This is a genomic window from Streptomyces sp. NPDC058955, from assembly GCF_042741435.1.
Taxonomy (GTDB): Bacteria; Actinomycetota; Actinomycetes; order Streptomycetales; family Streptomycetaceae; genus Streptomyces.
Map to the genome: position 1 here is coordinate 1 of NZ_JBHYKM010000048.1, position 18,239 is coordinate 18,239.

The window sequence follows — 18,239 nt, forward strand, 5'->3', positions numbered from 1 at the left end:
GCGAGCCCCCCCCGGCCCGGCCGCCGCCGCGTCCGCTGTGTCTCCGAGCCCCCTCGCCCCCCCCCCGCGCGCCCGCCCCGCACCGGCGGCGCGCCCCCCCGAGCCCGCGTCCGGCGTCAGCCGATCCAGCAGCGGGTGACGGTGTCGTCCGCGACCTCGAAGTTGAGGCGTCCGTCGACGTACTCCATGGTGACGACGGCGCCGGGCGGCAGGGTCCGGACGACGCGCCAGCCACGGGTCCTGGCGAGCCGGGCGGCGCCGTCCGCGTCGAGGCCCACATAGGACTCGGGCGCGTCTCGGGGCGGTTCGGGGATGCGCGGTATGGGTGCCATGGGGTTCACGTTAGTCCCCTCGCGGTCACGCTTGCGTCACAACTTCCCGACAGTCGCGGCGGTCGCCGGGCACGTGACGGAGACCATGTTCCCGGCCGTTTCTCCGGTAATTCGAAAAGGCGGCCGGAGGTTCGCACGAACTGTTCGGGACGTTTTCCCCGCCGGGCCGAATTCCGCCCCCCGGGGCCAACCGGCGAAATATGCGGGAGGCCGCGCGCGGCTCCCTCACCGTTCCCTTACACAATGCTTACGCTGATCGGACGCCGGAGAACCGGAACACGGGGCGGAGGCACCGATGAGCACCGAGGCGGCGACCACCACGGCCGAATCGGCACGGCAGCGGCATGGCCGGATCCTGATCGACTGGCTGACCACCACCGACCACAAGAAGATCGGTCACCTCTATCTGGCGACGTCGTTCGTCTTCTTCCTCTTCGGCGGTCTGCTGGCGATGGCGATGCGGGCGGAGCTGGCCCGCCCCGGCCTCCAGTACCTCTCCAACGAGCAGTTCAACCAGGCGTTCACCCAGCACGGCACGATCATGCTGCTGCTCTTCGCCACCCCGACCTTCGCCGGCTTCGCCAACGAGCTGGTGCCGCTGCAGATCGGCGCGCCCGACGTCGCCTTCCCGCGCCTCAACATGTTCTCGTACTGGCTGTTCCTGTTCGGCGGGCTGATGGTGGTCGGCTCCTTCCTCACCCCGGACGGGCCGCCCGACTTCGGCTGGACCGCCTACGCGCCGCTGAACAGCGCCGAACGCTCCCCCGGGATCGGCGCCGACCTGTGGATCATGGGGCTCGCGCTCTCCGGCTTCGGCACGATCCTCGCCTCGGTGAACTTCCTCGCCACCATCATCGGGATGCGGGCCCCCGGCATGACCATGTTCCGGATGCCGATCTTCACCTGGAACGTCCTGTTCACCACGATCCTGGTGCTCGTCGCCTTCCCGGTGCTCGCGGCGGCGCTGCTCTGCCTGGAGGCCGACCGGCGCTTCGGGGCGCTGGTCTTCGCCCCCGGCAACGGCGGGGCGCTGCTCTGGCAGCACCTCTTCTGGTTCTTCGGCCACCCCGAGGTCTACATCATCGCCCTGCCGTTCTTCGGCATCATCAGCGAGATCATCCCGGTCTTCGCGCGCAAGCCGATCTTCGGGTACCTGAGCCTGGTCGCCGCCACCATGACGATCACCGGCCTGTCGGTGGTGGTCTGGGCGCACCACATGTTCGCGACCGGGGCGGTGCTGCTGCCGTTCTTCTCCTTCCTCTCCTTCCTGATCGCGGTGCCGACCGGGGTGAAGTTCTTCAACTGGACGGGGACCATGCTGCGGGGCTCGCTCTCCTTCGAGACCCCGATGCTGTGGGCGACCGGCTTCCTGGTGTCCTTCCTCTTCGGCGGGCTGACCGGGGTGATCCTGGCCTCGCCGCCGATGGACTTCCACGTCACCGACTCGTACTTCGTCGTCGCCCACTTCCACTACACGGTCTTCGGCACGGTCGTCTTCGCGACCTTCGCCGGCTTCCACTTCTGGTGGCCGAAGTTCACCGGCAAGCTGCTCGACGAACGGCTCGGCAAGGTCCACTTCTGGACCCTCTTCACCGGCTTCCACCTGACCTTCCTCGTCCAGCACTGGCTGGGCGCGGAGGGCATGCCCCGGCGGTACGCCGACTACCTGGCCGCCGACGGCTTCACCGCGCTCAACAGCCTCTCGTCGATCGGCGCCTTCCTGCTCGGGATCTCCACCCTGCCGTTCCTGTACAACGTGTGGCGGACCTGGCGGTACGCACCCCGGGTGGAGGTGGACGACCCGTGGGGCTTCGGGCGCTCCCTGGAGTGGGCCACCTCCTGCCCGCCGCCCCGGCACAACTTCGCGGAGGTGCCCCGGATCCGCTCCGAGTCCCCCGCCTTCGACCTGCACCACCCGGAGTTCGCCGACTACGAGCGGATGCGGGTCGCGAGCCCGCCGCCGGGCCGGCGGAACCGGCGGCGGCTCCCCTGACCCCCTCAGCGCAGGCCGAGGCGGCGCAGGGTGCGGCCCGCCGCCGCCTTGGCGGTGTACACGGCGTCGACCGCGCGGCCCGTCCAGGCGTGCCGGGCGACGGCCGCCGGGGAGTGGCTGCGGCGGGTCGCGCCACGGGCCAGCAGACCGCTCCACAGCTCCTCGTGGCGCGCGGCGATCCGCGCCGGGTCGAAGCGTTCCGCCGCCGCGAGGGCCGCCCGGCCGGCCTTGGCCCGCAGCTCCTCGTCGTCCATCAGCTCGCGCAGCGCCCGGGCGACGGCGCCGGGGTCGCCGACGGGCACGAGCCGCCCGTCCACCCCGTCCTCGACGATCTCGCGCGGCCCGTGCGGGCAGTCCGCGGCGACCACCGGCAGCCCGCACCGCATGGCCTCCACGATCGTCATGCCGAAGGCCTCCCGCTCGGAGGTCACGGCCGCGATGGAGCCCTTCGCCCACTCCGGCTCCATCGGGTGGACCTGGCCCATCAGCCGGACCTGCCCGCCGAGCCCGCGCGCCTCGATCTGCCGGGCCAGCGGGCCCCGCAGGTCCTGCACGGCGTCCCCGCTGCCGTAGATCCGCAGGCTCCAGTCCGGGTGGTCGGCGGCGACCTCGGCGAAGGCGTCGACGAGGACGTCGTAGCGCTTCACCCGGGTCAGCCGGCCGGCCGCGACGACCACCCGGGCGGACGGGTCGGCGGGCGGGACGGCGGGGGCGGGCACGCTGTTCGGCACGGCCTCGACGCGGACCGCGTCCGGCAGCCGGAGCCGCCGGTAGGCGCGGGCGTCCGCCTCGGTGACGGTGGTGACGAGGTCGAGCAGCGCGTACTCGTGGGCGATGTCCCGGCGCAGCCGGCGGCTGTGCCCGTCGAGGATCAGGTGTTCCTGGGCGACGAGCACGGGCCCTGGCCCGGCCTGCCGGGCCAGGTGGACGTTGAGCCCCGGCCGGGTGCCGACGAGGACGTCGGCCTCCACCCCGCGCAGGTGCTCCCCGATCCGCGCGTCGGTCAGCGCGCTGTACTGCTTCCAGCGTCCGTCGCCGCGCGGGAAGACCCGGGCGGGGCGGTGGAAGTCGGGGTGGTCGCCGTCGTAACCCGGCCCGTCCGCCCGCAGGTCGACGAGGTGACGGAGGGTCACCCCGGACGGGAGGCCGAGGCGGGGGCGGTCGCGGTGGCGGAACACCGAGACGATCTCCACCTCGTGACGTTCCGCCAGTTGTTCGGCGAGGGTGAAGGTGGTCCGGATCGTGCCGCCGTAGTGGTAGCCGTTGTGGAGCAGGAAGGAGATGCGCATCTGCCGGTTCCCCCCGGTCAGTTGGTCGGTCGGGGCGACTGTACTGCTCCGGCGGCCCCCGTCCTCACGGCCGGTAACCGAGCTGGGGGACGGTGGCGCAGTTCCGGGTCATCTCGCCCTGGCTCTCCCAGCCGTGTCCGTCCCGCCAGCGGGCCACGGAGAGGCAGGTCTCGCGGATGGCGGGCGGCCGCTCCAGGTGCTCGAAGCGGACCGGCAGCAGCAACCCCCGGGCGGTGTACGGTTCGGGCCGTTCCAGGTACGCCTCGACGCACGTCCGGGTGAGTCCGCCCCCGTCGGGGCGGGCCAGGCAGGAGCGGGCCGCGTCGGTGAACCACATGGCGGCCGCCCAGCCCTCCAGCTGCCACTGGGACAGCTCCCGCTCCCCCATGGCGTCCCGGAAGGCGCGGACCGCCGGGTGGCCGGTGTCGTCGAAGTTGCGGCTCGACCCGGTCACCCAGAGGGAGTCGCGGCAGCCCGGCGCGTCGGCGTAGGCGCCCGGCACGGCGGAGGACCAGTTCTGCACGTTCGTCACCTTGGCGTCGACCCGGACGCCGAGCGCCTCCATCGCCTCGCACAGCCGGGTGTTGCCGTGCGCGTCCAGCGCGTCGAACACCAGGTCCACCCGGCGTTCGCGCAGATCGGCGGCGACCGCCCGGAAGTCGGGCAGGACGAAGTCGACGCGCTCGGTCACCACCCGGTACCCCTCGGCGCGCAGCCCCCGCTCGACGAGCCGGGCGTAGGCGGCGGAGGCGGGCTGGTCGTAGGAGACGACGGCGGCGGTCCGCGCCCCGCGTTCGCGCGCGAACCACCGGTAGACCTCGGTCCCGCCGTACAGGGTGCCGTCCCAGCCGGGCGCGTCGCCGGTGCGCGGGGCGGAGCTGCCGTAGAGGGAGTAGAGGTGGGGGTGGGTCTCGTAGGCGGGGGTGAGGGGCTGGCCGCCGATGTCGGGCACCCCGGCGCGGGCGACGAGCGGGGCGCCGGCGTAGTCGAGGGCGGTGGTGGCGACGAGGGCGAAGACCTTCCGCTCGTCGAGGAGTTCGTGGACGCAGGCGGTGTTGCCGACGCCGCTGCCGCCGTCGTCGCAGGTCTCGACCTCGACCCGGCGCCCGTCGAGGCCGCCGGCGGCGTTCAGGGCGTCGAACCAGGCGAGGGCGCCGTCGCGCGGGCCGGTGAGGGCGGCGCCACCGACGGGGCTGGTGGCGCTGGTGATGATGCCGACGCGGAGCGGCTCACCGCCGGAGGGGTGGGCGGTGGGCCGCGTCTCGAAGGCGCGTTCCGGGAGCCGGCTGCCGCAGCCCGCGAGGAGGGCGAGGAGCAGGGCGAGCAGCAGGGCCGGGAGCCGCGCCGCGGCCGTCTCAGCAGCCTTCGACGGTGACACCGCTCAGCTTCACCAGGCCGCACAGGGTCTTCACGGAGACCTTCCAGGTGTCGTCCTGGAGCACCGAGGTGCCCCGGGAGTCGGGCAGCAGCGGGTTGCCGCCGACCAGCAGGTCGTAGGTGACGTCCGCGCCGCTCGCGGAGGTGAAGGCGACGCCGGTGACCTTCGCGGTGGTCGCCGCGGCCTGCGGGTTGTCGGCGAAGGCGGCGAGGACGTCCCGCATCTCCTCGCCGTTCTCCAGCAGCTCCACCCGCTCGGCGGCCGGGGTGTCGGGGTCGAAGAAGGCCGTCCAGTTCCGGGTGATCTCCGCCTTCGCGGCGGCCGGGTCGTCCGGTTCCCCGGCGCCGGGCGGCTGGGCCGTCATGCCGGGCGGCGCGGTGGAGGTGACCTGGTTGCCGGTCGCGGGTTCGTCGTCCGAGCAGGCCGCGACGGCCGGGGTGAGGAGGAGCACCGCCGTGGCCGCGAGGGCGGCCGCTCGTCGCCTGAGAACCATCTGGCTCACCACCGGATGTGCGTGCGGGCCGTACGGCCTGATGGTTCCAGGGTCGGACGATACGGGGCGGAGCGCAAGAATACGGGGCATAGTCGAGGAAAGGACCGAAGGAGCGTGGCGAGGGAGGCCCCTCGTGCCGACGGCGCGGTTCCTGCTGTGGGGCGGTCTGGCGGCCGCCGCCGGGGGCGCGCTGCTGTGCGTCCTCGGCTGGTACGGGATCTCGGGCGAGCGCTTCGCCGAACGCCAGCTGCCCTATCTGGCCTCCTGCACGGTGCCGGGCGCGGCGCTCGTCGTCGCGGGCGCGGTGCTCGTCGCGGCGGCGGCCCGGGCCGGCCCGCCGCCCGCCGCCCCCGGGCCGGAGCCGGCCCCCGACACGGCGCTCCCTCCGCCGCCCTCCTCCGGCGGCCCGCCGCTGCGCGTCCCCGGCGGCACGCTGGCGCACCGCCCGGACTGCCCGCTGGTGGCGGACCGGCCGGACGCGGTGCCGGCCGCCGGGGACCCCGCCCTCGCGCCCTGCCCGGTGTGTGAACCGTGGCCTCCCTGACGTACGAGCTGACGCTGGCCGGCCTCGCGGTCGGCAGCGCGGCGGCGCTCACCGGCATCGGCCTGATCGTCACCCACCGGGCGACCGGGGTGCTGAACCTGGCGCACGGCGCGGAGGCCATGCTCTGCGCGTACGTCCTCCGGCAGCTGGTGGTCGTGTGGGGGTGGCCGCTGTGGCCGGCCGCCCTGGTCACCCTCCTGGTCGTGGCCCCCGCCCTCGGCCTCCTCCTCGACCGGGCCGTCTTCCGCCCGGCGGCCCGGTCCGGCACCGACCCGGCCCGCGCCCTGGTCGCCTCGACCGGCGTCTTCGTCCTCCTCGTCGGCGCGGCGGTGCTGCTCTGGGGCCCGGGGGCCCGCGACGACGCGCCGGTGCTGCTCGGCGACGACCCGTGGCTCCAGCTCGCCGCGGTGGTGGCGGTGGCCTGCCTGGTGACGGCGGTGACCCGGTGGACCCGCTTCGGGCGGGAGCTGCGGGCCGTGGTCGACAACCGGCGGCTCGCGGTCCTCGCCGGGATCGACGCGGACCGGATCGCGGCGGCCGGCTGGGCGTTCGGCGCGTGCACCGCCGGGCTGACGGGCGTGCTGCTCGCCCCGTACGTCCGGCTCGACCCGTACGGGCTGCCGCTGCTCGTGGTGGAGGTGATGGCGGTCGCGGTCATCGCCCGGATGCGGTCGCTGCCGGTCGCGATCGGCGCGGCGCTGCTCATCGGGGTGACCCAGGCCCAGCTGACCCGCTTCCACCCGGAGGGCTGGGCGGAGCCGCTGGTCCGGGCGGTGGGCGCGAACCTGTTCGTGATCGCGCTGCTGGTCGCCGCGCTGGTCCTGCCGGGCGTCGGCGGCAGGGGGCACGACGCGCTGCCGCCGGCGCCGCGCGCGGGCCGCACCCCGCCGGCCGTGTGGGCGCTCGCCGCCGGCTGCCTGCTCCTCCCCCTGGCCGTCGCCGGCCCCGACCTGCGCACGGCGGTGCAGGTCCCGGCCCTGGCGATCGTCCTCCTCTCGCTGGTCGTGGTCACCGGCCGCGCGGGCCAGATCGCCCTGGGCCAGGCGGCGTACGCGGGCCTCGGCGCCCTCTTCACCGCCCTGCTGACGGCGGCCGGGCTCCCGCCCCTGGCGGCGCTGGCGCTCGCGGTGCCGCTGGCCGGGGCGGCGGGGCTGCTGACCGCCGGACCGGCGATCCGCCGCCACGGCCTCGCGCTGGCGCTGGCGACCCTCGCGGTCGGCGTGGCGGTGAGCCGCTTCGTCCTCGCCCAGCCGTACGCCACGGCGGGCCTCCCGGCCCCCACCCGCCCCGCGCCCTTCACGACCGACCGCGCCTACTACGTCCTGGAACTCCTGCTCCTCGCGGCCGCCCTGCTCCTGGTGGCGGGCCTGCGCCGGGGCCGCACCGGCCGCGCGCTGGCGGCCCTCCGCGACCACGAGCGGGCCGCGGAGGCGGCGGGGGTCGCGGCGACCCGCCTGAAGCTCCTCGCCTTCGCCCTGGCCGCGGCCCTGGCCGGGCTCGGCGGCGGCCTCCTCGCCATGGGCACCGAAGCCTTCGACCCCACGGCCTACGACCCCCTCCGCGGCCTCCTCTGGTTCGCCGCGGTGGTGACCCTGGGCGCGGACCACCTCCTCACCCCGCTCCTGGCGGCCCCCCTCCTCCTCACCCTCGACACGGCGGGCCCGGCGGGCGCGGCGGCCCTCCTGATCGGCCTCCTGGCCGCCCGGACCCCCCGCCTCCCACCCCTGACCACCCTCCTCACCCGCCCCCGCACACCCCGCACATCCCACGCACCCCACGCGCCCCACCCCCCGCCCGCCGGCGACGGCCCCGCACCGCCCCGCACGGGCACCCGCACCCGCCCGCCGCCGCCCTCGCACCCGCCCCCACGGCTCCGTGCCGAGGGCCTGTGGTTCGCGCACCCCGGCGGGGTGACGGCGCTGCGGGGGGTCGGGATCGTGCTGCCCGGTGCCCAGGTCACCGCCGTGGTCGGGCCGAACGGGGCCGGGAAGAGCACGCTCTTCGACTGCCTGGCCGGCGCCGCGCGCCCCCGCCGCGGCCGGGTCCTGCTGGACGGCGAGGACATCACGGGCCGCCCCGCGCACGTCCGGGCCCGGCGCGGCATCGCCCGGACGTTCCAGCAGCCGGCCGTCTTCCCGTCCCTCTCCGTGGAGGAGAACGTCCGCGTGGGCGCCGACCGCACCCCCGACCCCGCCGCCGCGACCGAGCGCGCCCTGCGCCTGACCGGACTCGCCGGCCCCCTGCGCGCGCTGTCCGCCGGGGACCTCCCCACCGGCGTCCTGCGCCGGGTCGAGCTGGCCCGGGCGCTGGCCGGCCGCCCGCACACGCTGCTCCTGGACGAGCCGGCGGCGGGCCTGGACACGGCCGAGACGGAGGCCCTGTCCCGGCTGCTGGCCGCGCTCGCCGCCGACGGCCTGACCGTCCTGGTGGTGGAGCACGACCGGGACGTCGTCGCGGCCGTGGCCCGCACCGTCCACACGATGGCGGGCGGGAGGCTCGGGCCGTGAGCGTGGAGATGGAACTGTGCGGCGCCCGGGTCCGCTACGGCCCCCTGGAGGCCCTGCACGGCCTGGACCTGCCGGTCCCGGCAGGCACGGTGACGGTCCTGACGGGCCGGAACGGCGCCGGCCGCAGCACGGCGCTGCGCGCGCTCGCGGGGACGGTCCGGCTCGCCGCGGGCCGGGTCGTCTGGCGCGGCGAGGACGTGACCGCGCTGCCGCCGCACGACCGCTCCCGCCGCGGGCTCTGCTTCGTGCCGGACCGGGGCGCGGTGTACGAGGGCCTGACGGTCGCCGAGAACCTGGCGCTCGCGGGGCGGGGCGGGGCCCCGGAGGACGCCCCGCCCCCGTACCCCGCGCTCGTCCCGCTGCTGTCCCGGACGGCGGGGACGCTGTCCGGCGGGGAGCGGCGGATGCTGGCGGTCTCCCGGGCGCTGCTGCGGCCGGCCCGGGTGGTGCTGGTGGACGAGCCGGTCCTGGGCATGGCGCCGCCCGTCGCCGCCGACACGTACGCGCTGCTCGCCGCGCTCGCCGTGCGGGACGGCGCCGCGGTGGTGCTGGCCGAGCAGCGGGTGCCGGACGGACTGCCGCCCGGCACCCTGGTGCACGAACTCCGCCGCGGGACCCGCGTGTTCAGCGGCGAGGCGGCGGAGCGGCGGGCCCGCTGACGGCTCAGAGCGGCGCGATCCGCAGCATCGTGCCGACGTACAGCCGGTTCGGGTCCGGGCCGATGACGTCCTTGTTGGCCTCGTACAGGCGCTGCCAGCCGCCCTTGACCGAGAAGCGGCGGGCGATGCCGCCGAGGGTGTCGCCGGCCTGCACGGTGTGGACGCGGCCGCTGAGCCCGTACCGCTTGGAGCAGACGGGCCAGGCGCCCCAGCCCTGCACGCGCAGGACGTCCTCGGCGACGGTGATCTGCTGCTGACGGGTGGCCAGGTCGGCGCGGCGGGCGAACTTCAGGCCGCCGAACTCGATCCAGGTGGGCTGCCAGAACTGCAGCCCGCCGTAGTAGCCGTTGCCGGTGTTGACGTCCCAGCGCCCGCTGCTCTCGCACTCGGCGACGCAGCCCCACGGCCACTGGTCCTCGGCGCAGGCGTAGGCGGGCACGCCCGCCGGTCCCGCCGACGGCGGCGGGGGCACGGCCCCGGTGCCCTCCCCGGCGCCCGCGCCGGTCGTGGCGCCCGGGGCCGCCCCCCCCGCCGCCCCGGCGGGGGCCGCGCCCCCCCGCGGGGCGGGCGCGGCCCCCCCCTCGCCTCCGACAAGGAGGAGGAACTCGTCGTCCGCGACCTGGACTTCGGCCTCATCGAGGAGGTCCGGCAGCAGTGGGCCTTCTACCGGGACCGCCGCCCCGACGCGTACGACGGGCTGGTCCGACCGTGAACAGCCTGTACGCCCGCCACCGTTCCGTCCTCCCCGACTGGCTCGCCCTCTACTACGACGAGCCGATCGAGATCACCCACGGCGAGGGCCGGTACGTCTGGGACGCCGACGGCCGCCGCTACCTGGACTTCTTCGGCGGCATCCTCACCACCATGACCGCCCACGCCCTCCCCGAGGTCACCAAGGCGGTCGCCGAACAGGCCGGCCGGATCGTCCACTCCTCCACGCTCTACCTCAACCGGCCGATGGTGGAGCTCGCCGAGCGGATCGCCACCCTCTCCGGCATCCCCGACGCCCGCGTCTTCTTCACCACCTCCGGCACCGAGGCCAACGACACGGCCCTGCTCCTCGCCACCGCGTACCGCCGCTCGAACCAGATCCTGGCGATGCGCAACAGCTACCACGGCCGCTCCTTCTCCACCGTCGGCGTCACCGGCAACCGCACCTGGTCGCCCACCGGCCTCTCCCCGCTCCAGACCCTGTACGTGCACGGCGCGGTCCGGAGCAGGGGCCCCTTCGCCGGGCTCACCGACGAGCGCTTCACCGAGGCCGCCGTCGCCGACCTGGAGGACCTGCTCGGCCAGACCCGCTCGGGAGTGGCGGCCCTCATCGCCGAGCCCGTCCAGGGCGTCGGCGGCTTCACCTCCCCGCCCGACGGCCTCTACGCCGCCTTCCGCCGGGTCCTCGACCGACACGGCATCCTCTGGATCTCCGACGAGGTGCAGACCGGCTGGGGCCGCACCGGCGACCACTTCTGGGGCTGGCAGGCGCACGCCCAGGCCGGACCGCCCGACCTGCTCACCTTCGCCAAGGGCATCGGCAACGGCATGGCGATCGGCGGGGTGGTCGCCCGCTCCGAGATCATGAACTGCCTCGACGCCAACTCCATCTCCACCTTCGGCGGTTCGCCCGTCACCATGGCCGCGGGCCTCGCCAACCTCGGCTACCTCCTCGACCACGACCTCCAGGGCAACGCCCGCCGGGTCGGCGGCCTCCTCATCGAGCGGCTCCGGGCCGCCGCCGCGGGCGTCGACACCGTCCGCGAGATCAGGGGCCGCGGCCTCATGATCGGCATCGAGCTCGCCGACCCCGTCACCGGACGCGCCGCCCCCGAAGCGGCCTCCGCCGTCCTGGAGGCGGCCCGCGACGGCGGCCTCCTCATCGGCAAGGGCGGCGGCCACGACACCAGCGCCCTGCGCGTCGCGCCCCCGCTCTCCCTCACCGTCGCCGAGGCCGAAGAGGGCGCCGCGATCCTCGAACAGGCCCTCAGAACCCTCTAGTTGGCAGGGGAGTAGTCCCGTGAGCACCCGAACCCTCATCCGGGGCGGCCTGGTCGTCACCGCCTCCGACGAACTCCACGCCGACGTCCTCGTCCAGGACGGCCGCATCGCCGCGCTCGCCGCCCACGGCTCCGACGCGGCGGCCGGCTGGACCGCCGACCGCGTCCTCGACGCCACCGACCGCTACGTCATCCCGGGCGGCGTCGACGCCCACACCCACATGGAGCTGCCCTTCGGCGGCACCTTCGCCTCCGACACCTTCGAGACCGGCACCCGCGCCGCCGCCTGGGGCGGCACCACCACCGTCGTCGACTTCGCCGTCCAGTCCGTCGGCCGCCCCCTCCGCGAGGGCCTGGACGCCTGGTACGCCAAGGCCGACGGCAACTGCGCGATCGACTACGCGTTCCACATGATCATGTCGGACGTCACGCCGGCCACACTGCGCGAGATGCCCCTCCTCATCCAGGAGGGCATCACCTCCTTCAAGCTCTTCATGGCCTACCCGGGCGTCTTCTACTCGGACGACGGGCAGATCCTGCGGGCCATGCAGGTCGCGGCCGGCACCGGCGGGCTGATCATGATGCACGCCGAGAACGGCATCGCGATCGACGTGCTCGTGGAACAGGCCCTGGCGCGGGGCGAGACCGATCCGCGCTACCACGGCGAGGTCCGCAAGGCGCTCCTCGAAGCGGAGGCGACGCACCGGGCGATCCAGCTATCCCGGGTCGCCGGCTCCCCCCTCTACGTCGTCCACGTCTCCGCCCAGGAGGCCGTGGCCGAACTGGCGGCGGCCCGGGACCTGGGCCTGCCGGTCTTCGGCGAGACCTGCCCCCAGTACCTGTTCCTGTCGACGGACAACCTGGCGGAGCCGGACTTCGAGGGCGCCAAGTACGTGTGCAGCACGCCCCTGCGGCCGAAGGAGCACCAGGCGGCGCTCTGGCGCGGGCTGCGTACGAACGACCTCCAGGTGGTCTCCACGGATCACTGCCCGTTCTGCTTCGTCGGCCAGAAGGAGCTGGGGCGCGGGGACTTCTCGAAGATCCCCAACGGCCTGCCGGGGGTGGAGAACCGCATGGACCTCCTCCACCAGGCGGTGGTGGACGGGCACATCTCGCGCCGCCGCTGGATCGAGATCGCCTGCGCGACCCCGGCGAGGATGTTCGGCCTCTACCCGCAGAAGGGCACGATCGCGCCGGGCGCGGACGCGGACGTCGTCATCTACGACCCGCACGCCACCCAGACGCTGTCGGCCGAGACCCACCACATGAACGTCGACTACTCGGCGTACGAGGGCAAGACGGTGACCGGCCGGGTCGAGACCGTCCTCTCGCGCGGCGAGCCCGTCATCGACCAGCGCAAGTACGTCGGCCACGCCGGCCACGGCGCCTTCATCCCCCGCTCCACCTGTCAGTACCTGAACTAGGAGGCCGCCGAAGTGGACTTCGGACTCGTCCTGCAGACCGACCCGCCCGCCTCGCAGGTCGTCGGCCTGATGCGCCGGGCGGAACGCAACGGCTTCCGCTACGGCTGGACCTTCGACTCCGCCGTGCTGTGGCAGGAACCCTTCGTCATCTACAGCCAGATCCTCGAACACACCACCAAGCTCCACGTCGGCCCGATGGTGACCAATCCGGGCACGCGCACCTGGGAGGTGACGGCCTCCACCTTCGCCACCCTCAACGACATGTTCGGCAACCGCACCGTCTGCGGCATCGGCCGCGGCGACTCCGCGATGCGCGTCGCCGGCCGCAAGCCCAACACCCTGGCCCGCTTGGGCGAGGCCATCGAGGTCATCCGCGACCTGGCGGAGGGCCGCGAGGCGACCGTGGACGGCAACCCGATCCGCATCCCCTGGATCAAGAACGGCAAGCTGCCGGTGTGGATGGCGGCCTACGGCCCCAAGGCCCTGGCCCTGGCCGGGCAGAAGGCCGACGGCTTCATCCTCCAGCTGGCCGACCCGTTTCTGACGGAGTGGATGGTCAAGGCGGTGCGGCAGGCCGCCGTCGACGCGGGCCGCGACCCCGACGCCCTGACGATCTGCGTCGCGGCCCCCGCCTACGTCACGGCCGACGACTCCCCGGAGGCTCTGGCCCACGCCCGCGACCAGTGCCGCTGGTTCGGCGGCATGGTCGGCAACCACGTCGCCGACCTGGTCGCCAAGTACGGCGAGCACTCCGGCATGGTGCCGGAGGAGCTGACGGCGTACATCAAGGACCGCCAGGGCTACGACTACTCCCACCACGGCCGCGCCGACAACCCGGACACCACCTTCGTCCCCGACGAGATCGTCGACCGCTTCTGCCTCCTCGGCCCCGCCGAAGCCCACATCGACAAGCTCCGTCGGCTCAAGGACCTCGGCGTCGACCAGTTCGCCGTCTACGCCATGCACGACAACCGGGAGGGCACCATCGACGCGTACGGCGCCGACATCATCCCCGCGCTTCGCTGACGCGGTCGCCCGGTCGGGCACCGAAGCGGCGGGACGACGGTCGTCCACGTGCTCCGGATGGGCATCTCGCCGCTACGGGACGGTGGTGGCGGTCACGTCGGCCGTGTCCGGGAGGGTGCCCGGGAGTTCCTTCCAGGGGGTCCAGGTGCCGGGGCCGCTCACGAGGATGGAGGAGCGGACCGTGCCGGTGGTGTCGGTCGTGTAGACGTGGACGTTCCTGCCGGACGGGGTGCTGGTCACCCGGGTGAGGCCGGTGCCGCCGGCGTCGGTCCAGGTGGGGTTCCAGTGGCCGGCGGCGTAGTTGCCGTACTGGATCCACAGCCCGCTGTTCGCGCCGACGATCTGGAGTTCGACGTTGTCGCCGACGAGGCTTGCCGCGATGTCCTTGACGCCCGAGGCGTTGCCGGGGACCTCGCCCCCGTAGGACCAGGTGCCGGCGCGGGAGTCGAGGCTGAGGGCGTGGACGCGGCCCTCGGCGACGACGTAGGTACGTACGGTCGTGCCCGCCGTCACACTGGTCACACCGGTCACGCCGTAGGCGCCGACCCGGGTCCACGTGGGGTCCCAGCGCCCCGCGTCGTAGTCGCCGGTCTGGGCGTGGAGCGCGCCGTCCGCGCCCGCGATCTGGAGGTGGACGACGTTCCCGACGAGCGCCGCCGAGATGTCTCTCGTGCCGACCGCCCCGCCCGGGACCTCCAGCCAGCCGGACCAGGTGTGCGTGCGGGTGTCGAGGCTGCGGGCGTACACCCGGCCGTCGGCGATGCCGTAGTACCGGACGTGGTGCCCGGCGGTGACGCTGGTCAGACGGGTCACCTCCGTGCCGCCGACCTGCGCCCACCCGTCACCGTGGGAACCGGTGGCCAGGTCGCCCCGCCGGCTCCACAGTGTGCCCTGGCCGGCCGCGGCCAGGGCGACCTCGGACGGCGCGGCGGTGGCGGTGGCGGTCACGTCGGTCGTGCCCGTGAGGGTGCCCGGGAGTTCCTTCCAGGGCGTCCAGGTGCCGGGGCCGCTGGTGAGCGTGGAGCTCAGGATCCTGCCGGACGCGCCGACCGCGTACACGTGGACGCTCTTCCCGACGGCGCTGCTGCTCAGGCGGGTGAGGCCGCTGCCGCCCGCCCGGGTCCAGACCGTGTTCCAGTGCCCGGCGTCGTAGTTGCCGTACTGCATCCAGGCCGCGCCGTCGCCGCCGACGATCTGGAGCTCGACGTTGCCGCCGACGAGGCTTGCGGCGATGTCCTTGGCTCCCGCGGCGTTGCCGGGGACCTCGCCCCCGTGGGTCCAGGTGCCGGTGCGGGTGTCGAGGCCGAAGGCGTGGACGCGGCCGTCGGCGACGGCGTAGAGGCGTACGGTCTCGCCGACCGGAAGGCTGGTCACGCTGGTCAGACCGGATGCGGCGACCCGGGTCCACACGGTGTTCCAGCGGCCGGCGGTGTAGTCGCCGGTCTGGGTGTGGAGCGCACCGTCCGCGCCCGCGATCTGGAGGTGGACCACGTTGCCGACGAGTGCGGCGGAGATGTCCCGCGTGCCGACCGCACCGCCGGGGATCTCGTTCCAGCCGGACCAGGTGTTCGTGCGGGTGTTCAGGTCGCGGCCGTACACCCTGCCGCCGGCGATGCCGTACGCGCGCAGGTACTCGCCGGAGCGCACGCTCGTCACCCGGGCGATGTCCTGGCCGTCGACCTTGCCCCAGGCCTGCCCGTACTCCCCATAGCCCAGGTCACCGGACTGCGACCACATCGTTCCGCCGCCGCCGGCCAGGACCGACACCTGCGAGCTGTTGCGCACCGCGGTGATCCGGTCGATCCAGGTGCCGAGGTCGTCGGTGCGGGTCGAGACGGCGCCGGTACGGGTCTCGGTGGCCGGAGCGCCCAGGCAGCCGCCCTGCCAGGAGCGGGAGTTGACGCCGACCAGCTCGCCGGCCGCGTTCAGGAGCGGGCCGCCCGCGTCTCCCTTGCAGAGCGCGTCGGTTCCCTTGCCGGTGACCGCCAAGGTCGTGGCGGCGGCCGAGCCCAGGGTGAAGGTGCCGGTGTGGAGCCTGCCGGGGACCCACTCCGTCCTCGTACGGCCGAAGCCCGCCGCCGTCAGTTCCGCGCCGGTGGCGGGGGCCGTGCCGGCGCGTCTGACGGGGGCGATGCCGGTGACGGGCGTGGCCAGGCGGGCGAGGACCAGGTCGCGGTCGTCGGCGCTCGCGGAGACCTCGACGATCTCCCGGGTCTGGCCGCCGGTGAAGGTCGCGGTCGCCTTCAGCGGCGGCTGCCCCGCCGTGATCGGGTCGCCGGGCCTGGCGGTCAGGCATGCCGCGGCGGTCAGCAGCCAGCGGGCGTCGACCAGGGTCGCGGAGCAGGAGTGCCCGTCGGCCTCGCCGCCGACGTCCAGCCTCGCGGCGTACGCGTACGGGTCGCCGACGGGCTCGGAGCCGCTGAGGGCCTGGGCGGAGCCGCTCGGGATCAGGCCGGGGGGGGGCGGGGGGGGGGGGGGCGCGGCGGCGCCGGGGGGCCGGCGCGGGCGGCCCGGGGGCGCGCCCCCCCCCCCCCAGGCCGGTCAGCCTCGGCGCCGGCCGCTGCCGGCGCGGACGGGTTTCAGGCATGGGTCTTCTTCCTTCACGAGGTGCGTGGCGGGCTCGGGGACGGACGGGTGTGCCGCGCGCGGTGAAGTGCCACGGTGGCGCCGTCGCGCCCGCTCGTCCGGCCGCTCACTCTTCCAACTCACGGAAGGCGGGGCATTGGCCGTCGGTGCACAGCCGCTTGACGGACAGTCGACTCAGGCGCGCGCGCCGACGGCCGAGGTCTGTCTTCGGTACGTCGCGGGGGGCAGGCCGTACGCGTCGCGGAAGGCCCGGCTGAACGCGGACGCGTGGCTGAAGCCCCGTCGGGCGGCGATGACATGGACGGGGACCCCTTGGTGCAGGGGGTCGGTCAAGTCCCGCCGCGCCCGTTCGAGTCGTTGCCTCTGCAGGTAGAGCGCGGCCGTCGCTCCGCCTCCCTCCTGCTGGAACAGGCGGTGCAGGTAGCTCACGGAGATGTGGTGGGCGGCCGCGATCGCGGGGACGTCCAGGTGCGGGTCGTCGGCGTGGGCTCCGATGAAGGCCATGATGCGCAGCGCCAGGGTGCGGCGGTGCGTCTCCGGGGTCAGGGACCGGTCCGCGTCGAGGACGCCGGCGAAGACCGAGGCGACGAGGTCGGACAGGACGGTGCTCAGGCGCGGGGCGTCGGCCTGCTGGTAGGAGTGGCTGTCACACGTCACCTGGTTGAGGAAGGTGGCCAGCAGGGCGCCCATTCCGTGGCGCGCGGAGATGTGCCTGCCGATGATCCGGCCGGCCGTGTGCGGGGGCAGCGGAAGGCGGGCCTTGGGTATCTCGACCCCGATGACGTCGATCGGTTCCGTGATGGACGTGATCTCGAAGGGGCGCGAGGTGTCGCTGGTGTGGTAGGTGAACGGGCCGTGCACGATGCTCGCCTTCCCCGAGGTCACCACCCCCGACCCGCGTCGGACGAGCGAGAGGTGAAAGGCCTCGGGGTCCGACTGCCCGATCAGCTTCGGTGTGCGGCGGAACGTGAGGGGATCGCATTCCAGCGGATAGACGGTGATGTCGCCGAGCGAGATGGTGCGCTGGGTCACCCGGAAATCGGCGGCGTACTCACTCCGCATGTCCAGGGGGGCATGAGTCTCCGACATGAGGGTCCGCCAGCAGTCGAACCGGTCGGCGGGCGGCAGGTCGGCACTGCGGAAGGTCATCTCAGGCAGCATGGCGACGGGTCTACACCGGACGGAGCGGCCCCGCGAAAGGTTTTCCGGGCGTTGGCGGTTCGGTGCGCATCGGGGCGAAGCGGTCCTGCCGCACGCCCTGATGGCCCGATTCGGCGCTCCCCGTGGGTGGGGTGTGCGTGGACTCCCCGTCAAGACACTGTGCACCGTGCGCCAATGCCCCGCCGTCCCTGAGTTGGAAAAGTGAGCGGCCGAGAAGTCGATGCGGGCTCCCGGGGGGAGCCCGTATCGACCGGAACCGATCACGGGGACACTGATGAAGGCACGCAAGACGATCGTCCGTACTGTCGCCACGGCCCTGGGCGCGGGCGCCCTGGTCTGGCTCACGCTCGCCGGCGGGACCTCCGGCGCGGCGGCCCCGCAGGACTCCTCGGCGATGACCGTGGTCGCCGAGGAGGGACCCGGCTACGCGATCGAGGACTACGCCTACCCGAACGCCGACAAGATCCTCGCGGAGCGGGGCATCACGCTCAAGCGCGGCGACGGCCACATCACGCTCGCCGACTGCGGCAGCGGCAGCGACCTGCTGGAGGTGCGGTCCCGCCTGCACAAGAACATCATCTGCTTCAAGGTCACCGGCACCACGGGCTATCTGGCCCTGGAGCTCCCGAAGGTCTACCTCATCAAGGGCAACAGCTACGCGACCGAGGTCGACCTGACCGTCGGGACCGAGGAGACGACGGTCACCGTCGAGAAGAACACCTTCACCCCCGTCGGTGAGACCACCGACCCGGAGGGCCGCGACTTCACGCTCATGGAGATCCGCACGAGCCGGTGACGCCGCCGTCACCGCCGCCACCCCGCCACCCCCGCGCTCGGGGGTACTCGCCCGCGCATC

Annotated in this window: 15 protein-coding genes and 1 pseudogene; 9 read left to right on the top strand and 7 right to left on the bottom strand. The window is 74.2% G+C overall.

Annotated elements, in window-relative coordinates; genetic code table 11:
- Positions 1-116: 116 nt before the first annotated feature.
- A complete protein-coding gene (locus tag ACFW1I_RS19700; protein ID WP_384671461.1) occupies positions 117-332 on the bottom strand; it encodes an I78 family peptidase inhibitor in 216 nt (71 codons plus the stop codon).
- A gap of 295 nt (positions 333-627) precedes the next feature.
- On the opposite strand from ACFW1I_RS19700, the gene ctaD reads away from it, so the two are divergent.
- A complete protein-coding gene (ctaD, locus tag ACFW1I_RS19705; protein ID WP_384671464.1) occupies positions 628-2,325 on the top strand; it encodes a cytochrome c oxidase subunit I in 1,698 nt (565 codons plus the stop codon).
- 5 nt (positions 2,326-2,330) lie between these two features.
- Here the strand turns inward: ctaD and ACFW1I_RS19710 are convergent, their stop codons facing one another.
- The 3 genes from ACFW1I_RS19710 to ACFW1I_RS19720 form a co-directional block, all read right to left on the bottom strand.
- Positions 2,331-3,614 (bottom strand): glycosyltransferase, encoded by a 1,284-nt coding sequence (locus ACFW1I_RS19710; RefSeq protein WP_384671467.1) that lies wholly within the window; start codon positions 3,612-3,614, stop codon positions 2,331-2,333.
- A 64-nt stretch (positions 3,615-3,678) separates the two neighbouring features.
- A complete protein-coding gene (locus ACFW1I_RS19715; RefSeq protein ID WP_384671470.1) occupies positions 3,679-4,992 on the bottom strand; it encodes an ABC transporter substrate-binding protein in 1,314 nt (437 codons plus the stop codon).
- On the bottom strand, positions 4,970-5,485 hold the full coding sequence (locus ACFW1I_RS19720) for a hypothetical protein (RefSeq protein ID WP_384671473.1): 516 nt from the start codon (positions 5,483-5,485) through the stop codon (positions 4,970-4,972). Before ACFW1I_RS19720 ends, ACFW1I_RS19715 begins: the two co-directional genes overlap by 23 nt.
- A 133-nt stretch (positions 5,486-5,618) precedes the next feature.
- Here ACFW1I_RS19720 and ACFW1I_RS19725 point away from each other — a divergent pair, with 133 nt between their 5' ends.
- From ACFW1I_RS19725 to ACFW1I_RS19735, 3 genes are read left to right on the top strand one after another with little or no spacing between them, the layout of a single operon-like run.
- Positions 5,619-6,029, top strand: a complete 411-nt coding sequence (locus ACFW1I_RS19725) for a hypothetical protein (protein ID WP_384671476.1) — start codon at positions 5,619-5,621, stop codon at positions 6,027-6,029.
- Entirely contained in the window at positions 6,017-8,536 is a 2,520-nt protein-coding gene (locus tag ACFW1I_RS19730; RefSeq protein ID WP_384671478.1) for an ATP-binding cassette domain-containing protein, read from the top strand. The genes ACFW1I_RS19725 and ACFW1I_RS19730 overlap by 13 nt, the downstream gene beginning before the upstream one ends.
- Positions 8,533-9,195: an ATP-binding cassette domain-containing protein gene (locus ACFW1I_RS19735; RefSeq protein WP_384671480.1), complete on the top strand. Its 663-nt coding sequence runs from the start codon at positions 8,533-8,535 to the stop codon at positions 9,193-9,195. The genes ACFW1I_RS19730 and ACFW1I_RS19735 overlap by 4 nt, the downstream gene beginning before the upstream one ends.
- Positions 9,196-9,199: 4 nt before the next feature.
- On the opposite strand, the gene ACFW1I_RS19740 is transcribed toward ACFW1I_RS19735, so the two are convergent.
- Positions 9,200-9,667 carry a transglycosylase family protein gene (locus tag ACFW1I_RS19740; RefSeq protein WP_384671482.1) on the bottom strand — a complete coding sequence of 156 codons (468 nt, stop codon included), beginning with the start codon at positions 9,665-9,667 and terminating at the stop codon, positions 9,200-9,202.
- Between the two features lie 108 nt (positions 9,668-9,775).
- On the opposite strand from ACFW1I_RS19740, the pseudogene ACFW1I_RS19745 reads away from it, so the two are divergent.
- The 4 genes and pseudogenes from ACFW1I_RS19745 to ACFW1I_RS19760 all read left to right on the top strand — a co-directional run.
- A pseudogene (locus tag ACFW1I_RS19745) lies at positions 9,776-9,907 on the top strand (acyltransferase); the annotation flags it as partial.
- On the top strand, positions 9,904-11,187 hold the full coding sequence (locus ACFW1I_RS19750) for an aspartate aminotransferase family protein (protein WP_384671484.1): 1,284 nt from the start codon (positions 9,904-9,906) through the stop codon (positions 11,185-11,187). The pseudogene ACFW1I_RS19745 and the gene ACFW1I_RS19750, both read left to right, overlap by 4 nt.
- Positions 11,188-11,206: 19 nt before the next feature.
- On the top strand, positions 11,207-12,610 hold the full coding sequence (gene hydA / locus ACFW1I_RS19755) for a dihydropyrimidinase (RefSeq protein WP_384671487.1): 1,404 nt from the start codon (positions 11,207-11,209) through the stop codon (positions 12,608-12,610).
- A 12-nt stretch (positions 12,611-12,622) separates the two neighbouring features.
- Positions 12,623-13,636 (top strand): TIGR03842 family LLM class F420-dependent oxidoreductase, encoded by a 1,014-nt coding sequence (locus ACFW1I_RS19760; RefSeq protein ID WP_384671490.1) that lies wholly within the window; start codon positions 12,623-12,625, stop codon positions 13,634-13,636.
- Positions 13,637-13,708: 72 nt separating this feature from the next.
- On the opposite strand, the gene ACFW1I_RS19765 is transcribed toward ACFW1I_RS19760, so the two are convergent.
- The gene (locus ACFW1I_RS19765) at positions 13,709-16,087 is read right to left on the bottom strand and encodes a trypsin-like serine protease (RefSeq protein WP_384671555.1); all 2,379 of its coding nucleotides are present in this window, start codon (positions 16,085-16,087) and stop codon (positions 13,709-13,711) included.
- 309 nt (positions 16,088-16,396) lie between these two features.
- Complete coding sequence (locus ACFW1I_RS19770; RefSeq protein WP_384671492.1) at positions 16,397-17,371, bottom strand: AraC family transcriptional regulator; 975 nt, start codon at positions 17,369-17,371, stop codon at positions 16,397-16,399.
- Between the two features lie 286 nt (positions 17,372-17,657).
- Here ACFW1I_RS19770 and ACFW1I_RS19775 point away from each other — a divergent pair, with 286 nt between their 5' ends.
- Complete coding sequence (locus ACFW1I_RS19775; protein WP_384671494.1) at positions 17,658-18,179, top strand: hypothetical protein; 522 nt, start codon at positions 17,658-17,660, stop codon at positions 18,177-18,179.
- Positions 18,180-18,239: the final 60 nt, after the last annotated feature.